This window comes from Mycobacterium bohemicum DSM 44277 (assembly GCF_001053185.1).
In the GTDB taxonomy this organism is placed as follows: domain Bacteria; phylum Actinomycetota; class Actinomycetes; order Mycobacteriales; family Mycobacteriaceae; genus Mycobacterium; species Mycobacterium bohemicum.
Genome location: NZ_CSTD01000001.1, coordinates 576,066 through 594,957, shown reverse-complemented (window position 1 = coordinate 594,957; position 18,892 = coordinate 576,066). Strand labels below are relative to the sequence as shown.

18 protein-coding genes and 1 pseudogene are annotated in these 18,892 nt (G+C 70.7%); 8 read left to right on the top strand and 11 right to left on the bottom strand.

Annotation, left to right across the window (positions count from 1 at the left end):
• Nucleotides 1-66: 66 nt before the first annotated feature.
• The 4 genes from BN971_RS02935 to BN971_RS02920 form a co-directional block, all read right to left on the bottom strand.
• Nucleotides 67-321 carry a hypothetical protein gene (locus tag BN971_RS02935; protein WP_085181150.1) on the bottom strand — a complete coding sequence of 85 codons (255 nt, stop codon included), beginning with the start codon at nucleotides 319-321 and terminating at the stop codon, nucleotides 67-69.
• A gap of 62 nt (nucleotides 322-383) precedes the next feature.
• On the bottom strand, nucleotides 384-1,034 hold the full coding sequence (locus tag BN971_RS02930; protein ID WP_085181065.1) for a DUF1345 domain-containing protein: 651 nt from the start codon (nucleotides 1,032-1,034) through the stop codon (nucleotides 384-386).
• 34 nt (nucleotides 1,035-1,068) lie between these two features.
• Nucleotides 1,069-1,740 (bottom strand): cutinase family protein, encoded by a 672-nt coding sequence (locus tag BN971_RS02925; protein ID WP_085181064.1) that lies wholly within the window; start codon nucleotides 1,738-1,740, stop codon nucleotides 1,069-1,071.
• 41 nt (nucleotides 1,741-1,781) lie between these two features.
• Entirely contained in the window at nucleotides 1,782-2,330 is a 549-nt protein-coding gene (locus BN971_RS02920) for a thioredoxin family protein (RefSeq protein WP_085181063.1), read from the bottom strand.
• Nucleotides 2,331-2,480: 150 nt separating this feature from the next.
• On the opposite strand from BN971_RS02920, the gene BN971_RS26215 reads away from it, so the two are divergent.
• The 3 genes from BN971_RS26215 to BN971_RS02905 all read left to right on the top strand — a co-directional run bounded on the left by BN971_RS26215 (nucleotide 2,481) and on the right by BN971_RS02905 (nucleotide 6,291).
• On the top strand, nucleotides 2,481-3,497 hold the full coding sequence (locus BN971_RS26215; protein WP_090349771.1) for a PPE family protein, SVP subgroup: 1,017 nt from the start codon (nucleotides 2,481-2,483) through the stop codon (nucleotides 3,495-3,497).
• A 185-nt stretch (nucleotides 3,498-3,682) separates the two neighbouring features.
• Nucleotides 3,683-5,269: a PecA family PE domain-processing aspartic protease gene (locus tag BN971_RS02910; RefSeq protein ID WP_090349769.1), complete on the top strand. Its 1,587-nt coding sequence runs from the start codon at nucleotides 3,683-3,685 to the stop codon at nucleotides 5,267-5,269.
• A gap of 53 nt (nucleotides 5,270-5,322) precedes the next feature.
• Nucleotides 5,323-6,291: a DMT family transporter gene (locus tag BN971_RS02905; protein WP_085181059.1), complete on the top strand. Its 969-nt coding sequence runs from the start codon at nucleotides 5,323-5,325 to the stop codon at nucleotides 6,289-6,291.
• A gap of 16 nt (nucleotides 6,292-6,307) precedes the next feature.
• Here the strand turns inward: BN971_RS02905 and BN971_RS02900 are convergent, their stop codons facing one another.
• The 3 genes from BN971_RS02900 to BN971_RS02890 form a co-directional block, all read right to left on the bottom strand.
• A complete protein-coding gene (locus tag BN971_RS02900; RefSeq protein ID WP_085181058.1) occupies nucleotides 6,308-7,081 on the bottom strand; it encodes an enoyl-CoA hydratase/isomerase family protein in 774 nt (257 codons plus the stop codon).
• Between the two features lie 29 nt (nucleotides 7,082-7,110).
• A complete protein-coding gene (locus BN971_RS02895; RefSeq protein ID WP_085181057.1) occupies nucleotides 7,111-7,293 on the bottom strand; it encodes a hypothetical protein in 183 nt (60 codons plus the stop codon).
• A 172-nt stretch (nucleotides 7,294-7,465) separates the two neighbouring features.
• Entirely contained in the window at nucleotides 7,466-8,425 is a 960-nt protein-coding gene (locus BN971_RS02890) for a GGDEF domain-containing protein (RefSeq protein WP_085181149.1), read from the bottom strand.
• A 238-nt stretch (nucleotides 8,426-8,663) separates the two neighbouring features.
• Between BN971_RS02890 and hrpA the strand changes: the two are divergent.
• From hrpA to BN971_RS02870, 4 genes and pseudogenes are all read left to right on the top strand, one after another.
• Nucleotides 8,664-12,112: pseudogene (gene hrpA, locus BN971_RS02885) on the top strand (ATP-dependent RNA helicase HrpA).
• 37 nt (nucleotides 12,113-12,149) lie between these two features.
• Nucleotides 12,150-13,040: an HpcH/HpaI aldolase/citrate lyase family protein gene (locus tag BN971_RS02880; protein WP_085181055.1), complete on the top strand. Its 891-nt coding sequence runs from the start codon at nucleotides 12,150-12,152 to the stop codon at nucleotides 13,038-13,040.
• Nucleotides 13,041-13,090: 50 nt separating this feature from the next.
• Nucleotides 13,091-13,489, top strand: coding sequence for a hypothetical protein (locus BN971_RS02875; protein ID WP_139027031.1), 399 nt, complete (start codon nucleotides 13,091-13,093; stop codon nucleotides 13,487-13,489).
• A 128-nt stretch (nucleotides 13,490-13,617) separates the two neighbouring features.
• Complete coding sequence (locus tag BN971_RS02870; RefSeq protein ID WP_085181053.1) at nucleotides 13,618-15,099, top strand: FAD-dependent monooxygenase; 1,482 nt, start codon at nucleotides 13,618-13,620, stop codon at nucleotides 15,097-15,099.
• Here the strand turns inward: BN971_RS02870 and BN971_RS02865 are convergent.
• Both BN971_RS02865 and BN971_RS02860 read right to left on the bottom strand, forming a co-directional pair.
• Complete coding sequence (locus BN971_RS02865; protein WP_245836734.1) at nucleotides 15,096-15,431, bottom strand: DUF3253 domain-containing protein; 336 nt, start codon at nucleotides 15,429-15,431, stop codon at nucleotides 15,096-15,098. The two genes, BN971_RS02870 and BN971_RS02865, sit on opposite strands and share 4 nt — an antisense overlap.
• A 46-nt stretch (nucleotides 15,432-15,477) precedes the next feature.
• Nucleotides 15,478-16,065, bottom strand: a complete 588-nt coding sequence (locus BN971_RS02860) for a cyclic nucleotide-binding domain-containing protein (protein WP_085181051.1) — start codon at nucleotides 16,063-16,065, stop codon at nucleotides 15,478-15,480.
• A gap of 204 nt (nucleotides 16,066-16,269) precedes the next feature.
• Between BN971_RS02860 and BN971_RS02855 the strand changes: the two genes are divergently transcribed.
• The gene (locus BN971_RS02855) at nucleotides 16,270-17,505 is read left to right on the top strand and encodes an osmoprotectant NAGGN system M42 family peptidase (protein WP_085181148.1); all 1,236 of its coding nucleotides are present in this window, start codon (nucleotides 16,270-16,272) and stop codon (nucleotides 17,503-17,505) included.
• A 52-nt stretch (nucleotides 17,506-17,557) separates the two neighbouring features.
• Here the strand turns inward: BN971_RS02855 and BN971_RS02850 are convergent, their stop codons facing one another.
• A complete protein-coding gene (locus BN971_RS02850) occupies nucleotides 17,558-17,995 on the bottom strand; it encodes an SRPBCC family protein (protein WP_276010681.1) in 438 nt (145 codons plus the stop codon).
• A gap of 35 nt (nucleotides 17,996-18,030) precedes the next feature.
• Complete coding sequence (locus BN971_RS02845; RefSeq protein ID WP_085181049.1) at nucleotides 18,031-18,720, bottom strand: DUF899 domain-containing protein; 690 nt, start codon at nucleotides 18,718-18,720, stop codon at nucleotides 18,031-18,033.
• Nucleotides 18,721-18,892: the final 172 nt, after the last annotated feature.

The following is an 18,892-nucleotide window of genomic DNA, read 5'->3' as shown; positions in this document are numbered from 1 at the left end:
GGCCGCTCGCGCGACGCGGCGGGGCGGCGGGTTCAGCCGCCGAGGTTGCGCACCGATCGTCGAGCGTCAGCCCTCGGAGTTGGCGGTCGGGCTCTGGGCCGACTCCCACTTGGACCCGAGCGAGCGCATCACCGTGGTACCGGCGGCCAGCTCGAGCTGAAAGGTCTCACCGTTGTCGGCTTCGAGCGTCAGCACGTACCCCTCGTCGGTGGCGTCCTTGAACACCAGCTTGTACGGCCGTTCGCCGGATCCGCGGTCGACGGTGATGATGTCGCCGGGGCTGACGTCGTCGATTCGATCGTTACCGGAGGCTTGGGACATGGTCTCGACGGTAGCCGACGCCGAGAAGCGCCAGGCGGGACGCGCGGCCGACTGACGGACGGTCACACCTTGGCGCCCAGGCCGGCGATCAGGTTGACGGTGACCGCCAGGACGACGGCGCCGAGCAGGTAGGACAGCAGCGCGTGGCGCAGGACCGTCGCCCGGATCGAAGTCAGGCAGATCTCGGTGTCCGACACCTGGAAGGTCATGCCGACGGTGAACGCCACGTAGGCGAAATCCCGGAAGCGCGGCGGCTCGGGGTCGTGGAAGTTGATCCCGCCCGGTTCGTCGGAGTAGTAGAGCCGCGCGTAGTGCACGGTGAACAGCGTGTGCACGGCGAACCAGGACGCCGCGACCGTGAGGACGCCCAGCAGGGCGGCCACCACCGCCGCGGGACCCGAGCGTGATCCCGCGGCCACGACGTAGCCGACGCCGACCAGGCTGGCCACGCTGGCCGACAGGACGACCACGTCGGCGACGATGCGGGTCGGATCCTCGCGGGTGACGTAGGCGCGGGTTTGCTCGGCGTCCATTCCGCCCAGGAGGAGCCGCGTCCACACCACGTACACCCCGGCCGTGATGACCCAGCCGACGAGGGCGAACCGCCAGCCGACGGTGTTGCCGACCGCGACGGCGACGGCGACGCCCACCAGCACGGCAACGGCAATCCGGACCGCGACGGTGTCGCGCAACGACGCCCCCGGGAATCGCACGATCGCTCGCTGCCCGCTACCCCGACGCGGGCCGTCAGGTGCGGTCCGGGCCGGGGCCCAGCCTGTTGGCCGCGAACGTCGCGGCCTGGGTCGTCATCCCGGACTGGATGTAGGACACGTGCGCCATGATGTTGCCGCCCGCCGAGCAGATCGGGTCGTCGGGCGCGCACAGGCTGATGGTCTTGGCGGCGTAGACCGGGTTGATCGTGGGCAAGGGCTGGCCCCCGTACAGCATGCTCGAGAACCCGCTGGACGGCTCGCCGAACAGGGCGACGGCGGCCACGTGGTCCGCCACGGACGCCGGCATCTGGTTGGTGGCCAGGTCGATGACGGTCGAGCCCTGCGAATACCCGCCCAGCACGATCTTGCTGTTCGGGCAGGCGGCGACCGTGCCCTGCACGTGGGCGCTGGCATCGTTGGCTCCGGCCGACGAGCTGCCGTGGTAGTCGTCGTTCGCCGGGTAGTCGACCGCGTACACGTCCACCGACCGGCCGTTGGCCTGCGAGGTCAGCGAGTCGACGAATGCCTGGCCGACGTCGCCGAGGCCGGGCGCCTGGTGGGTGCCGCGGGCGAAGACCACCGCGACGTCGGAGCAGGCGTCGGCGGACGCGGCCGGAGCGGCGATCGCCGGGGACACCAGCGTCCACGACGTCGCCGCCGAGACGCCGATGATGCGGGCAAGGATCCGTGCGCTGCGTGCGGTCATTGCCAAATGCTGACACACCGGCGTCGCCGGACGCTCGGCGCCTAACGCCACTTGATGCCGCAGCCGATCGACGGCCGCTGGTCGAGGTCGACGGGCCGGCCGGCGAGCACGGCGTCGACGGCGGCCCGGACGTCGGCGGCCGTTACCGGGAGCGCGTTCTTGGGGCGCGAGTCGTCGAGCTGGCCGCGGTATACGAGCCGGCGTTCGCCGTCGAACACGAACGTGTCCGGCGTGCAGGCCGCCGAGTAGGCGCGGGCCACGTCCTGGCTCTCGTCGTACAGGTACGGGAACGTCCAGCCGTGGCGGTGCGCCTCGGCGGCCATCTGCGTGGGGCCGTCCTGTGGATAGGTGGCGGCGTCGTTGCTGGAGATGCCCACCATCGGGACGCCGCGATCGGCGAGGTCTCGCCCGAGCGCGGCGAGCCCGGCGGCGACGTGCTGGACGTACGGGCAGTGGTTGCAGATGAAGGTGACGACGAGCGCGGGACCGGTCAGGTCGTCCAGGCTGACCGTGCCTCCGGTGGCCGGCTCGGGCAGCGTGAACGCGGGGGCGGGGGTGCCGAGGGCGAGCATCGTGGATTCGGTGGCCATGCCCCCAGCGTAGTGGCCCGCGCCCTTCTTCCCAGCCCGCGGCCCGGGCCGGACAACACCCGTCTGAACGGCCCCTCACCTGGCCTTTGAGCGAAACCATTAGGGGTATCCGGTTCTCGGTAGGAAACCGGCTCGATCAAGGAGGATCACATGTCGTTCGTGACCACGCGGCCCGACGCGCTGCTGGAGGCCGCCCGCGCACTCGAGGGTCTCGGCTCTTCGATGGCCGCCCAGAACGCCACCGCCGCCGCGCCCACCACGGCCGTCGCCCCGGCGGCCGCCGACGAGGTGTCGGCGTTGCAGGCGGCGCTGTTCAGCGCCTACGGGAACCTGTATCAATCCGTGAGCGCCCAGGCGGCGGCCATTCACCAGATGCTGGTGAACACTCTGGACACCAACGCCCGGTCGTACGGACTCACCGAGGCGGTCAACCAGGCCGCGACCGGCGCCGCGCCGGCGCTGCCCGGTCTGTCGTCGACGGACTCGGTGATCGGCACCCCGGTCGGGTGGCTGCAGAACTTCCCCGCCGCGGCGTCGGACATGTTCTCGCTGTCCCCGGGCTTCGCCACGTCCAGCGGCGGTGCGCCGGCCGCCGGCCTGGCGACCGACGTCGCCGCGCCCGCCCTGCCCACCGCGGTCCAGTCGCTGGCCTCGCCCGTCGCGGCGGCCGCCGCCCCGGCCCAGTCGATCCTCGATCCGCTGAGCAGCATCTTCAACGACAGCCTGGTGGTCAACGCGGGGCAGGCCATCTTCGACACGGGGGCGTGGAACATGTTCGCCGCGATCGCCGCCGGGGTGGTCACCCAGCACATCCAGGCCGGGGCCATCTCGGCCGGCGCGCGGGCGCCCGCCGGCGGCGGCGTCCTGGCCGGCTCCGGCGCCCCGGCGGGCGCCTCGGCGGCGCCGGTGTCGGCCGGCATGGGCTCGGCGTCGCTGGTCGGGAAGTTGTCGGTGCCGCCGGTGTGGTCGGCGGCCACGCCGGCCCCGCAGAACGCGTCGGTGCTGGCCGGCTCCGGCTGGTCGGCGCCCGCGGTCGAGGGCGCGCAGACGACGACGCTGGCCGGCGGCATGCCGGCGGTCGCCTCGGCCGGGCGGTCGTCGGGTTACGCCGCCGGGCCCCGCTACGGCGTGACGCCGAAGGTGATGCCCACGCGGTTGCTGGTTTGAGGAGAGGATCGGGCATGGCCGCTGTGAGGTAGCCGCCGGTTTGCACAATCGCGAGATTTCCCGGCGCCGATTTCTTAGAGTGCAGGCGTACCGGCCCTGGGAGGCGCCCCGTCAGTCGACTGGGGGGTGGGGTGCCGTTCTGGGTATGACATGCGGTCTCGACATAGTGGAAGGACACTCGGGGGATGAGTTTTTTGGTGTGGCCACCAGAAGTGAACTCGTCGCTGATTTTCGACGGCGCCGGGTCGGGGCCCATGCTGGCCGCGGCGGCGTCGTGGGACGGGCTGGCCGCCGAGCTGAACACGGCGGCGCAGTCGTTCACCTCGATCACCTCCGGCCTGGCCGATCAGGCCTGGCAGGGTCCGGCGGCGGCCGCCATGATGCAGACCGCCACGCGCTACGCCAGCTTCCTCAACGAGGCGACCGCCCAGGCCCAGACGGCGTCCGCGCAGGCCCAGGCGGTGGTCAGCGCCTTCGAGTCGGCCCAGGCGGCGACGGTGCACCCGTTCGCCGTGGCCGCCAACCGTAACTCGTTCATGCAGCTGGTGATGTCGAACCTGTTCGGGCAGAACGCGCCGGCGATCGCCGCCATGGAGTCCGACTACGAGCAGATGTGGGCCCAGGATGTGGCCGCGATGGTCGGCTATCACGGCGGCGCGTCGGCGGCGGCGGCCGGGTTGCCGTCGTGGACGACGGCCCTACAGGGCCTGTCCGGCCAGCTGTCCGGCGCGCTCACCGCCAACCCCGCCGCCTCGGCGCTGACCTCGCTGGACTCCGCGGCCAGCAGCGGCCCGCTGGCCAACGTGCAGCAGAACATCATCAACGCGATCAACGCCCCGACCGAGTTCCTATTCGGGACTCAGCTGATTTCCACCGGCCCCACACCGGCGCTGGGTGGCAACGGTACGACGGGCAACGTCCCGATCTCGCTGTACGCCAACACCGAGGCCCTGGTGAACGCCTCGGTGGGCACCGGGAGCGCCGTGCCGTTGTTGGTGGATACCGGATCGCAGGGCCTGGTCATCCCGTTCCAAAAGGTCGGTGGGATCGTCGGCCTGCTGCAGCTCGGCCTGCCCGTCAGCGGTGGCATCAGCGGCTACAGCGGCGGACTGGACTACGCCTACCTCACCTACAACGCGCCGGTGAACTTCGGTGGCGGGCTCACCACCGGGGCGACGCCCGTGGACGTCGAGCTGTTCGCGTGGCCGACGTCCCTGTCGTCGGCGCTCAACGGCGGCTGGTCGTTCCAGAACTTCTTCGCCTCCGACGGCGCGAGCGGCGTTTTGGGCATCGGGCCGAACGCGACCGGCCCCGGCCCCAGCATTCCGACCGAGCACTTCGTCAACTCGGCCTTCAACCAGGGCGTGCTGATCAACGAAACGCCAACTGGTCAGTACCTTCAGTTCGGCGCGCCGCCCAGCGGGGCGACCGCCCTCACCACGCTCAGCGGCGCCCCCATCACCAACGACCTGACCGTCGAGGTGACTCCTCCCGGCGGCAGCACCACTATCTACAGCAACGTTCCGTCGATCGTCGACACCGGTGGGGTGAACGGAACCATCCCGTCCTCCGTGAACGCGTCCCCTGGGGACACGATCGCGGTCTATGGCCCGAATCATCAGGAGCTCTACTATTACGTCTACAACAGCACTTACTTCCCCACGGCGGTCTCCTCGGGCGAGCTGATGAACACCGGTGCAGCGCCCTTCATCAATTTCCCGGCGTACATCAGCAACGACGCCAACACCATGACCTTCTACTCATCGCTGTGACCTGACGTGGCGCGCCGCGTTTTGCCGCATCCGGCCGCCGGGTACTAACGGGCATGGGTTGGGTCACCGGGCACGCGGTCGCGATCTTCTCGGCGTTGCTGGCCGCGTTCTGGGCCGCGGTGGGCATCGTCGTGCGCCAGCGCGTCGCCCGGGCCGTCCCAGACCGCCAGGCGATGTCCACCGGGGTGGCGGCCAGCGTCGTCCGCAAGCCGCAGTGGTGGGCCGGGGTGATCGCCGCCGTCGCCGGCTACGTGTTCCAGGCCGTTGCGTTGGCACACGGGTCGCTGCTGCTGGTGCAGCCGCTGCTGGTGTCGTCGCTGCTGTTCGCGATGCCGCTGAATGCGCGGCTCAGCCGGCAACGCATCAGCTGGGCCGACTGGGCCTGGGCGACGCTGTTGACGGCCGCGCTGGCGACCTTCGTGCTCGTCGGCCGGCCCGTCGAGGGCCACAACCGCCCACCGATACCCGCCTGGACGGTGGCCGTGGGGATCACGGTGCCGCTGGTGATCGCCTGCGTGGTCGCCGCCCGTCGCGCGCTCGGTCGCGCGCGTGCCATGCTGCTGGCGATCCCGGTGGCCGTGCTGTTGGGCGTGATCGCGGTGCTGACGAAGATCTGCACGCGCCGCTTCGCCGTGGGCGGCTGGCACGCGCTGCTGACCGTGCCCGCCCCGTACGTGCTCGTCGCGCTGGCCGTGACGCTGACGGTGTTGCAGCAGCAGGCTTTTCAAGCCGGGGCGCTGCAGGCGTCGGTGCCCATCATGCTGGTCGGCGAGCCGATCGTCGCCGTGGCGCTCGGAGTGGTGGTGCTCGGCGAACACGTCGCGGTACGGGGCCAGGGCGCCCTGGCGCTCGTCGCGGCGGCCACCGCGATGGCGGCGGCCACCGTCGCGCTGGCGCGTGATCAGGCCCGGGTGTCGAGCGATTCCTCAGCGCAGCAATGGCCTCCGGACGACTCCGCATCCCCGGTGCACGATCGCCCGACTCGCGTCGACGGTCGGGTAACCCATTGTCGCGCAATCTGATTCGTAGGGCGTAGCCTCACCGGCCCCGCCACCGTGGGGCGCGCTTCTCCCGCCACGCCCGCAGCCCCTCGGCCACGTCCTCGGTCGCCGCCGCGACCTTGCGCATCGTCTCGCCGAAACGAACCGACTCGATCCACCCCATGTCCGCGGTGCGCCAGGCGACCTCCTTGGTGGCGCGCTGGGCCAGGGGAGCGGCCTCGGTGAGCGTGTGCGCCCACGCGCGTGCCTCCGCCTGCAGGTCCTCGGGCTCGACCAGCTTCCAGACCAGGCCGACCTCCTTGGCCCGCGCGGCGCTCATCGGTTTGCCGGTCAACAGCAGTTCCATGGCGTTGGCCCAGCCCACCCGCTGCGGCATCCGGATGGCCCCGACGATGGTGGGCACCCCCAGCGACACCTCGGGGTAGCAGAACGTGGCCTCGGTGCTGGCGATGACGAAGTCGCAGAACAACACGCCCGTCAGCCCGTAGCCGATGCACGGGCCGTGCACGGCCGCGATGGTCGGCTTGAACAACTCCATGCCGCTTTCGAAGGAGTTGATGGTCGGCTTCTCCCAGAAAGTCCCGCCGAAGGTGCCGATCGCGCCCTCGCCGTCCTTCAGGTCGCCCCCGGCGCAGAAGACGCCGCCGTTGGCCGTCAGGATCCCGACCCACGCGTCCAGGTCGTCGCGGAACCGGTCCCACGCCGCGTTGAGGTCCTGGCGGAGCGGTCCGTTGATGGCGTTGCGAGCCGCCGGGCGGTTCAGGGTGATGGTGGCGACGTGATCGTCCAGCTCATAGGTGACGAGGCTCATGGGCTCACCCTAAATTCGCGGCCGGGCCCCTAGTCTGGCGGTTCTTTCTCCGACCCGCGGACTTCGGCCTGCTCGCGCTCGCTGGGCTTGCCCGGAACGTCCTCGGCCTCCCGCTCGCTGGCGACCTTCTCGTCGAGTTCATCGACGATGTTTTCCAGCTGCTCAGTGCGGCTCAGGGGCTCGCTGGGGGCGTCTTTGTCGGGTTCCGTCATATCGCTTTCCGTTGATTCCGCTCGTCCGGGCGGCGCCCCCCACCGGCGCGAGGCACCCCTGTCCAATTACCCTGCCGTGCTGTTGCCAATCCGGAAAAGCATACGGCCGACCACGACGGCGTGCGCCATCGAGACGCCACGCCGGGCACTGGGAGCGACGCACAGCCGAGGGTCATGGAGATCGCTTGTGCTTGACGGCGTAGAGATCGGTGTCGGCGGCCCCATGCAGCGCGGCGATGTCGGCGGCGTCGCCGAAACACGACGCGCGCCCGATGCTGGTGCCCGGCGTGCGGGCCAGGGCGTCGGCGACGAACCGCTCCGCCGCGACCGGTGTCGAGGCGCGCTCGGCGATGCACACCGCGAACTCGTCGCCGCCGAGCCTGGCGAGAACGGCCTTGGGGGGCAACACCTCTCGCCATGCGTTCGCCCGGCCGATCAGATGCTCGTCCCCGGCCAGATGCCCCTGGGTGTCGTTGATCTGTTTGAAGTTGTCGATGTCGAGGGCCAGCACGGTGACGACGCATGACGCCGACCGCGATCGAGCCAGCAGGTCCGCGGTGGCGATTTCCCAGCCGGCACGGTTGAGCAGGCCCGTCAGCGGGTCGGTGCACGCGGCGGTGACCAGGGCCCGGGTGAGCAATCCGAACGACTCGGCCGCCCCGACGATCGCGATCGCGAAGATGGCGTAGTCGATGTACAGCTTCGGAACGGGCGCGGCCGCGAGCGCGCCGACGCAGGCCGCCGTGAGCACGGCGACCAGAGCCACGCCGCGGCGTGCCGGGTAGAACGCACGCAGATACATGGCCAGGAACATCGGGGCGATCAGGCACGCGAATTCGGCGGTGATCGTTCGGTGGAACGCCATCACGATGGGTGTGGCCGCGATCGCGGCCGCCGTCGCCGGCCCCGGTTTGTCGGGCCGCAAAGCCAGCAGGGCCAGCGCCGCCACACCCAGCCCGATCGCGATGATGCCGCCGACGGGATTCGACAGCGTCAGTCCCCGGCGGATCGGGAACAGCGTGAAGACGACTCCGTACAGGTAGAGGAACGTGGTGGCGCCGAAGTAGATGCGCAAGATCCTGACCTGTTGCCTGCGGTAGAAGACGCTGCCGCCGTCGGTGCGCATCCGCACGCGGTCTCGGCGAGTGGCCCGCCCGCCGAACGGGCCGGCGAGGGTCAGACCCATCCCGTCAACTCCTCGTCGCGCCGGTGGTGCGGAGTGCGGCCAATTCTGGCATTACCGGGTCGGCCGCGCGCGGGTGGGCGCCTCGGCGCACGCCGGCACCCCGCCGGGTCTGGCTAGTCTGATCCGAGTGGCCGAACCGTCCTTCGAAACGTCTGCGGCGCAGTTGCGCAAGCGACTCGACGGCCTGACCCTTCGCGACGCGGCCCGCCTTTCCAGGCGCCTGAAGAACCTGCGCGGCGCCCCCGCGGACAGGCTGCGGCAGCTGGCCGGGGAGATCGCGGCGGCCGAGGAACTCGTGCTCACCCGGCAAGCCGCCGTCCCGCCGATCAGCTACCCGGACCTGCCGGTGACCCAGCGGCGCCACGAACTCGCGGACGCGATACGGGCCCACCAGGTGGTCGTGGTCGCCGGGGCCACGGGGTCGGGCAAGACCACCCAGCTGCCCAAGATCTGCCTGGAGATCGGCCGCGGGATCCGCGGCACCATCGGGCACACCCAACCCCGTCGGCTGGCCGCCCGCACGGTCGCGCAGCGCATCGCCGACGAGCTGGGCAGCCCGCTCGGGGACGCCGTCGGCTACGCGGTGCGGTTCACCGACCGGGTGAGCGACCGGACGCTGGTCAAGCTGATGACGGACGGCATCCTGCTGGCCGAGATCCAGCGCGACCGCCGGCTGCTGCGCTACGACACCCTGATCCTCGACGAGGCCCACGAGCGCAGCCTCAACATCGACTTCCTGCTCGGCTACCTGCGCGAGTTGCTGCCGCGCCGTCCCGACCTGAAGGTCATCGTCACGTCGGCGACCATCGAGCCGCAAAGGTTTGCGGCGCATTTCGGCGGAGCCGAGGGTGGGCTGGGTGGCGGGGCGCCCATCGTCGAGGTGTCCGGGCGAACCTACCCGGTGGAAATCCGTTACCGCCCACTGGAAGTCGCCGTGACCGCCGGCAGCGGCGACAGCCCCGACGACCCCGACGACCCCGACGACCCCGACGAGGAGATCGTCCGCACCGAGACCCGCGACGAGATCGAGGCCATCGTGGACGCGCTCGGCGAACTCGAGGCCGAACCGCCCGGCGACGTGCTGGTGTTCCTGTCCGGCGAGCGCGAAATCCGCGACACCGCTGAGGCTTTGGCCGGACTGCTCACACACACCGAGGTGCTGCCGCTGTATGCCCGGTTGCCGACCGCCGAGCAGCAGAAGGTATTCGCACCGCACAGCGCCCGCCGCCGCGTGGTGCTGGCCACCAACGTGGCCGAGACGTCGCTGACGGTGCCCGGGATCCGCTACGTCGTCGACCCCGGCAACGCGCGCATCTCGCGCTACAGCCGCCGCTTGAAGGTTCAGCGGCTGCCGATCGAACCGATCTCGCAGGCATCGGCCGAGCAACGGGCCGGCCGGTGCGGACGGGTCGCGCCCGGGGTGTGCATCCGGCTGTACTCCGAGCAGGATTTCGCGGCCCGTCCGCGCTACACCGATCCCGAGATCCTGCGCACGAACCTGGCCGCCGTGCTCCTGCAGATGGCCGCGCTGCAACTCGGCCCCCCACCCGGATACGTCGAGAACTTCCCGTTCCTCGACCCGCCGGACCGGCGCAGCGTCCGCGACGGCGTGCAGTTGCTCCAGGAACTCGGCGCCTTCGACGCCGACGGCGCCATCACCGCGCTCGGCCGTCGCCTGGCGCGGCTGCCGCTCGACCCGCGGCTGGGGCGGATGATCCTGGCCGCCGAGCACGAGGGCTGCGTGCGGGAGGTGCTGGTGTTGGCCGCGGCGCTGACGATTCCCGACCCGCGGGAGCGGCCCGCCGACCGCGAGGAGGCGGCGCGCCACAAGCACGCCCGCTTCGCCGACGAGCACTCGGACTTCCTGTCCTACCTCAACCTCTGGAACTATCTGCGCGGACGGCGAAAGGAGCTGTCCGGCAACCAGTTCCGCCGGATGTGCCGCGACGAGTTCCTGCACTACCTGCGCATCCGCGAATGGCAGGACCTGGTCGGGCAGTTGCGCGGGATCGCCCGCGACCTGGGCATCACCGAATCCTCCGACGCCCAGGCGCCCGCGGATCCCGGCCGCGTGCACGCCGCCCTGCTCGCCGGGTTGCTGTCGCACGTGGGCATGCGCCGGGAGGACGGCCGCGAGTTTCTGGGCGCCCGCAACTCGCGGTTCGTGCTGGCGCCCGGCTCGGTGCTCGGCAAGCGGCCCCCGCGCTGGGTCGTGGTGGCGGAACTGGTGGAGACCAGCCGGCTGTACGGGCGGACCGCCGCCCGCATCCAGCCGGAGGTCGTCGAGCGGGTCGCCGGCGAGCTCGTGCAGCGCACCTACAGCGAACCGCACTGGGACGCCCGGCGCGGCGAGGTGATGGCCTACGAACGCGTGACGCTGTACGGCCTGCCGCTGGCCGCGCGCCGCCGCGTGGGTTACGCCGGCGTCGAGCCGGCGGTCGCGCGCGAGCTGTTCATCCGGCACGCGCTCGTCGAGGGGGACTGGCAGACCCGCCACCACTTCTTTCGCGACAACGCCCGGCTGCGGGCCGAGCTCGAGGAGCTGGAGGAGCGGGCCCGCCGCCGCGACCTCCTCGTCGGGGACGACGAGGTCTACGCGCTCTACGACGCCCGCATCCCCACCGACGTCGTCTCCGCGCGGCACTTCGACGGATGGTGGAAGAAGCAGCGGCACAAGCAACCCGACCTGCTGACCTTCACCCGCGACGACCTGCTGCGCGCCGAGGGCGCCGAGGGCGCCGAGAGGCCCGACGCGTGGCGGACCGACGACGTTGCGCTGCCGCTGAGCTATCGGTTCGAGCCCGGCGCCGCCGACGACGGGGTGACGGTGCACGTGCCGATCGACGTCCTGGCGCGCCTGGGCGGCGACGAATTCGCCTGGCAGGTGCCGGCCTTGCGTGAAGAGCTGGTGACCGCGCTCATCCGGTCGCTGCCGAAAGATCTGCGCCGCAACTTCGTTCCGGCCCCCGACACCGCCCGCGCGGTGCTCTCGGCGATCGACCCGGCACGCGAGCCGCTGCTGGATGCGTTGCAGCGCGAATTGCGCCGCCGCACCGGCGTCGTCGTGCCCATCGACGCGTTCGACCTGGACAAGCTGCCGCCGCACCTGCGGGTGACGTTTTCCGTCGAGTCGCCCGACGGCAACGAGGTCGCCCGCGGCAAGGACCTGGGCGCGCTGCAGCAGCGGCTGGCGGCTCCGGCCCGCCGGGCCGTCGCGCACGCCGTGGCCGGGGAGTTGGAGCGCACCGGATTACGCACCTGGCCCGACGATCTCGACGAGCTGCCGGGCGCCGTCGAGCGCACGGTCGACGGGCGCGCCGTGCGCGGGTTTCCCGGCTTCGTCGACGCCGGTTCCGTCGTCGACCTGCGGGTGTTCGCGACGGCCGCCGCGCGCGACGCCGCGTCGAGGCCGACCGCGAACGCATGCGGCGCGTGCGGGCCGTCCAGGACGCCTACGACGAACTGGTGCGCGGCCTGTCGTCTGCGCGGGCGACGTCCGCCGACGTCCGCGACATCGCCCGGCAGATCGAGGAGCTGCGGGTGAGCCTGTGGGCCCAGCAGCTCGGCACGCCCCGCCCGGTCAGCGAGCAGCGGATCTATCGCGCCATCGAGGCCGTGCATGATCGTTCCTGAACAGATCCGAGCTCGACGCCAGAAAGCGAAACATGTCATGGGACCGACACCGCGCCCCCGGCGATCCGCCCTCTACCTGCCGGGCAACAACGCCCGGGCGCTGCAGAAGGGGGAGACGCTGCCGGCCGACGTGCTGATCTTCGACCTCGAGGACGCCGTCGGCCCGGACGCGAAAGCCGAGTCGAGGGCCCGGGTGTGTGAGGCGGTCTCGTCGCAGAGGTACCGGCCCCGCGAGGTCGTGGTGCGCATCAACGGGCTGGGCACCGGCTGGCACGACGACGACCTCGCCGCGGTGGCCGGCTCGAGCGCCGATGGCGTGCTCGTGCCGAAAGTCGAGACGGCCGAACAGGTCCGGGCGCTGGTCGCGGCGCTCGACGGGTGCGGCGCCCCGGAGTCGTTGCGGCTGTGGGTGATGATCGAGACGCCCCGGTCCTTCTTGCGCGCCGAGGAGATCGCTTCCGCCAGCGACCGGTTGGAGGCGTTCGTGGTCGGCACCAACGATCTGGTGAACGACCTGCACGCCCTGCACGTGCCGGGACGCGCCCCGGTGGTGCCGGCGTTGGCGATGGCCGTGCTGGGGGCCAGGGCCGCCGGAAAGACCGTGCTGGACGGGGTGTTCAACGACATCGGCGACGAGGACGGGTTCCGGGCCGAGGCCCGCCACGGCCGCGAGATGGGGTTCGACGGCAAGACCCTCATCCATCCCTCGCAGATCGCCGCGGCCAACGCCGTGTTCGGCCCCTCCGGGGACGAAGTGGCCGACGCGCGCAAGATCGTCTCGGCGTACCAGGAGGCGGAGGCGTCCGGGAAAAGCGTCATCACCGTCGACGGCCGGATGATCGAGAGCCTGCACGTGCGCAACGCGCAGCGGATCATCGCTCTCGCCGACCTCATCTCCCAACGGGAACGAGCGGGTGACGTGCCGTAGGGTTCGAGAGCTTGCAAGCAATCCACTCCGGGGGCAGAAGGAGCATTCCGTTGAGCGTGAACCGAACCACGGTCGCGGCGCTGGTCGCCCTCGCAGTGATTCTCGCGGGCTGCTCGAACGACAAATCGCCGACGGCCTCGTCGACCTCGTCCTCATCGACATCATCGCCGCCGGCGCCGGCGTCCTCCGCGCCGGGCGCACCACTGGACCAGTCGAGGTGCCTGGACATCGCCTTCGCCAAGGACAACCTGATGGTGGCCACCCAGGCCGACGCCGCGCGCCGGGCCGCCGACACGCTGGAGAAGTTCAGTCCGCCCGACCCGGTAAAGGCCGCGATCGAGCACTTCGTCACCACATTGGGCGCCAAGCCCACCGATCCGGACCTCGACTCCAATCGGGACCAGATCACCAATTGGATCAAGCAGATCTGCCCGAACGTGAACCCCTGACGCGGGCGCGCGGCGACTTGCCTCCCACTCTCAACTTATAGGGCATGGGGGGGCTTGCGGCAAGACCCGGGTGCTGACGCAAAATCGCTGGGCGAAGCGAGGACTCAACGCATCGGGGGGCGGTCACATTGTGTGTCGAGCATGCGGTCCTGATCGTCGGCGCGGGCCCGACGGGGCTGACGCTGGCGGGTGAGCTGGCGCTGGCGGGGATCGACGTCGCGATACTCGAGCGGCGCGCCACCCAAGACCTCGTCGGCTCACGCGCGGGCGGCCTGCATTCACGCACCATCGAGGTGCTCGACCAGCGCGGCATAGCCGAGCGGTTCCTGGCGCAGGGCGAGGTGGCCCAGGTCGCGGGATTCTCTCAGATACGGCTGGACATCAGCGACTTTCCCACCCGCCATCCGTACGGACTCGCGTTGTGGCAGAACCACATCGAGCGCATCCTCGCCGGCTGGGTCGACGAGCTCGGGGTGCGCATGCATCGCGGGCATGAGGTGACGGCCGTCGCCCAGGACGGCACGGGCGTCGATGTCGAGGTGGCGGGCGGCTCGTCCTTTCGGGCGCAGTATCTCGTCGGCTGCGACGGCGGGCGAAGCCTGGTCCGCAGAGCGGCGGGCATCGAATTCCCGGGCTGGGACGCGACGACGAGTTACCTGCTCGCCGAGGTCGACATGGCGTTCGACGCCGCCAACCCCCCGCAATGGGGCGTCCGCCGCGACGGCATCGGCGTCCATGCCCTCAGCAGGCAGGACGATCGGGGCCCGGTACGGGTGATGGTGACCGAGCGTCAGATCGGACCCGCCGCCGAACCCTCCCTGCGGGACCTGAGCGAGGCGCTCCTCGAGGTGTACGGCACCGATTACGGAATACACAGTCCCTCATGGATTTCCAGGTTCACCGACGCGGCCCGACAAGCCGCGTCCTATCGCGAAGGGCGTCTTCTGCTGGCCGGCGATGCCGCGCACGTGCACCACCCGATAGGCGGGCAGGGCCTCAACACCGGAGTGCAGGACGCGGTGAACCTGGGGTGGAAGCTGGCGCAGGTGATCAGGCGGACGTCGCCCGAGGGCCTGCTGGACACCTACCACGCCGAACGCCAGCCGGTGGCCGCCCGCGTGCTGCGCAACGCGCTGGCGCAAATAGCACTGCTGCGCCCCGATGACGGCACGAAAGCGTTGCACGACACCATATCCGGAATGCTCGCCATGGACGAGCCGCGCCGGCGGTTCGCGGCGATGATGTCCGGCCTCGACATCCGTTACGACCTCGCAGGGGACCACCCGCTCGTGGGGCGTCGCATGCCCGACCTCGACGTCGTCACCGCCGACGGCCCGTGCCGGGTGTTCACCCTGCTGCACCAGGCGCGGCCGGTGTTGCTGAACCTTTGCGGCCCTTGCGTTTTCGACATCACCCCCTGGGCGGACCGGGTGCGCTGCGTCGACGCGGAATACCTTGGGGCCTGGGAACTTCCGGCGCTGGGCGCGGTGCCGCGCCCCGGCGCCGCGCTGATCCGGCCCGACGGTTACGTCGCCTGGACGGGCGAGCGGCCCGACACCGGGCTCCTCGGCGCGCTCACCAGGTGGTTCGGCCCGCCGAGGCGCGCCTAGCTCCGGCGGCCGGTGCTGCGGATGCGGATCGGGCCGCGCCACTGGCCGGCGGGGTCGAGCACGGCGCCGCGCTGTGTGATCTCGATGCTGCCGCCCTTCGCCAGCTCGCGGGCGGCGCCATAGGCGTCGGCCATCAGGTCACGCCAGTCGTTGCCGCCGACGGCCCGAGCCGCGTCCGAGGGGCAGATGCTGCTGCGCGGGCCGCGATGCTCGGCCAGCGCGCGGATCGAGGCGCTCAGGCGCTGCCGCAGCGGGCCTTCGCCCAGGGCGATCTCGGCATGGCGCGCGGCGGCACCGCCGCCCGCCAGGACGCGACGCAGCTCGTCGACCAAGGGCTGACCCTTGGGGGGATCAGCCTTGCGCGCGGTCAGGCACTCCTCACGAATCCGCGGCGCCGTTGCGGTGGATCCACTGGGTGAGCGCATCCTCGAGCGCGGCCGCGACCGCCACGCCGGCGTTGCCGGCGGCTTGTTCGAACCGCTCGGCCAGCTCGGCCGGCACCGAGGCGTTCAACTTGGTTCGCCCGGATTTGGGCTTTGCCGGCAGATCCACCGCCACGTGCTTTGCCGAGACGGCGTCCATGGTTTCCCGCAGCGCCGGGATCTCCTCCAGCAGGCGGGCGAGATCGTCGCGCTCGATGCGCAACACCTCGGCCGGCCCGATCGTCGTGACCGTCGCCGAACGCAGTTTGCCCTGGCGGAGCGCGGATTCGCCGATCACCTCACCCGGGCCCAAGACGGCCACCCGGTCGTGGCCGACGTAGACGCCGACTTCCCCGCTCAAAAGGATGTAGCAGTCGTCGGACGGGGTCTGCTCGCGAATCAGGGGCCACGGCTTGGACTGCGAGGTGTGGTGTGCTGCGCGGACCAGGCGGTCGAGGTCGCTGTCGGTGAACTTGTCGAACGCGGCGAATTCGCGGAGCCGGCGGACGTCTTCCTCCTCGTGTCCCTTCGCATCGGCCTTCATCGGCGGGCTCCTCACTTGCGATGTGAAACCGGGCACCGAGAAGCCTAACGCGATTCTGCGATAACAAAAGGAAAAGATTATTTGCTGGTCGGCGTCAGAAACGCTGGCCGGCCGCCCGGCGCCCGGCCAGCCGGGTGCCGGTCGCCCGGCGCCCGGCCAGCCGGTAGGTTGAGGGCGTTCCAGAAGAACCCGAAGGAGACACCGTTGGGCCAAACCGCGGCGATGGCCGAGGCCGACCGCGCGTGGATGATCGACACGCTGCTGGCGTTGCTGCAGACACCGAGCCCGTCGGGGCGCACGGACGCGGTGATGCAGCTGATCGGCGACATCTTCGACCACTTCGGCGTGCCGTTCTCCCTCACCCGCCGGGGGGCGCTCACCGCGGAACTCCCGGGCAGGTCACCGACCACCGAACGCGCGCTGGTGGTGCATGCCGACACCATCGGCTGCATGGTGCGCGGCCTCAAGGACAACGGGCGCCTCGAGGTGATCCCGGTCGGCACGTTCTCGGCGAGGTTCGCCACCGGCGCCCGGGTCAGGATCTTCTCCGACGACCCCGACGAGTTCATCACCGGCACGATCCTCCCGCTCAAGGCCAGCGGGCACGCGTTCGGTGACGAGATCGACACCCAGCCCACCGACTGGGAGCACGTCGAGATCCGGATCGACCGCAAGGTGGCCTCGAAGCAGGACCTGATCGACCTCGGGCTGCGGGTCGGCGACTTCGTCGCGCTGATCACCAGCCCCGAGCTGACCGCCGACGGGTTCATCGTCTCCCGGCACCTCGACGGCAAGGCGGGCGTCGCGATCGCCCTGGCGCTGGCCAAGAACTTCTCCGAGAACCGGGTGGTGCTGCCGCACCGGACCATGATCATGGTGACGATCACCGAGGAGGTGGGCCACGGCGCCAGCCACGGCCTTCCCGCGGACGTCGCCGAGCTCATCTCGGTCGACAACGCGGTGTGCGCGCCGGGTCAGCACTCCATCGAGGACGGCGTCACGATCCCGATGGCCGATCTGCACGGCCCGTTCGACTATCACCTCACCCGAAACCTGTGCCAGCTCGCCGAAAAGCTGGACATCAAGTGCGTGCGCGACGTGTTCCGCTACTACCGATCGGATGCCGCCGCTGCGATCGAGGCCGGCGCGGGTACCCGCGCGGCGCTGATCGGCTTCGGGCTCGACGGCAGCCACGGCTGGGAACGCACCCACATGGACTCGCTGGAGGCCGCCTACAACCTGCTGCACGCCTGGCTGCAGACGCCGCTGACGTTCGCCGAGTGGGACGCCAAGCCCTCGGGCAAGCTGCGCGACTTCCCGTCGTCGAAGCAGCCCGCGCCCACCGAGCAGTGGGTGCCGCTGGCCCGCGGCGACCACACCGAACCCGGCGAAGCCTCGCCCGGTACGCACTGGCCGCCGGCGGAGGGGCCGCAGGCCTGAGGCCGCCCGCAAGCTTCCGTCGTCGCCGAAAGCTGTTGTGCGCCAAGACCGGTCAGGCCACGACCGAGCGCTCCAAGGTTTCCAGCGACGCGGCCAGGTAGTCCTCCGGAAACGGCGGCATCGCGCCGATACGATCGCGAAAATCCTGCGGCGTGGCGCTCCAGTCGTAGGTGAGCGTCACGTCGGTGCCGTTTCCGCTCGGTGCCAGGTCGTAGCGCCAGAACCAACCGCCGGCATTGTGGTGACCCGCGTCGTCGAGCACGCCCGGCATCCACCCGATCGCGCTGTCCCGGTCGAAGACGTTGACCAGGTTGTGCGTGACGTAGTCGCCCCCCGCCCGGGGGAGGTGCATGTTCATCGCGAACATCTGTCCGACGCCCGTAATCGGCGAGGCCTCCACCGGCTCGCGGACCCAGTCGCCTGGCTCGGTGTCGTGGTGGCGGGCCGGGTCGGCCAGGACCGCGAAGATGCGCTCCGGGGTGGCGGCCATGGTGCGGGTGGCGACGTAGCGTTCGGCATCGGTGGTCACGCGTTGTCCTCCGGTCCGTAGGCGCGGGCGATGTCGGGGGAGTCCAGCCAGCCGGAGTAGGTCGGGCGCGACGGCCAGCCTTCGGGGGAGTCGAGCCATTCCTCCTGCCTGCCCCACGGCAGGATGTCGATCAACCCGAACGTGTGGCTGAGCTGCTCGGTGCCACGCCCGTTGGTGTGCCAGGTGCGGTAGACGGTGTCGCCGTCGCGCAGGAATACGTTGACGCCGAACCCTCCGCCGGAGGGTGCGTCCATGTCGGCCGCGAACGGGCTCTCCGCTGACGAGTACCACTGCATCCGGTTGCCGACCTTCTGTTTGTAGGCGAGCGCCTCGTGGATCGGTCCGTTGGTGACGATGACGAAACGGGCGTCGTAGCTGTCGAGGAACTCCAGCCGAGTGAACTGCGACGTGAAGCCCGTGCACCCGCCGCACTGCCACGTCGCGCCGTTCGACCACATGTGGTGGTAAACGATGAGCTGCGAGCGCCCTTCGAACACCTCGACCAGGCGGATCGGCCCGTCGGCACCCATCAGCGTGTAGTCGGGCAACTCGACCATGGGCAGGCGCCGGCGCTGCGCGGCGATCGCGTCCAGTTCGCGGGTGGCGGCCTTCTCCCGCTTGCGCAGATCCTCGAGCGCGGCGCGCCAGGTCCGGTGGTCGACTTTCGGTGGTAATGCGTCGGGCATCGGGGCACCCCTCTTCTTGCGATGTTCGGTCTCAGGGTATGACCGGTGTGCCGCCAGAAACTCATCGCTGTTCGGCCCAGTCACATCCGTCACGGGGCGGGAGGGGGCAGGCGTTGTGCCCGCCTCCGAGCGACAATCGGTGCGGCGCCGTGCAGTTGTCGCTCAGAGGCGG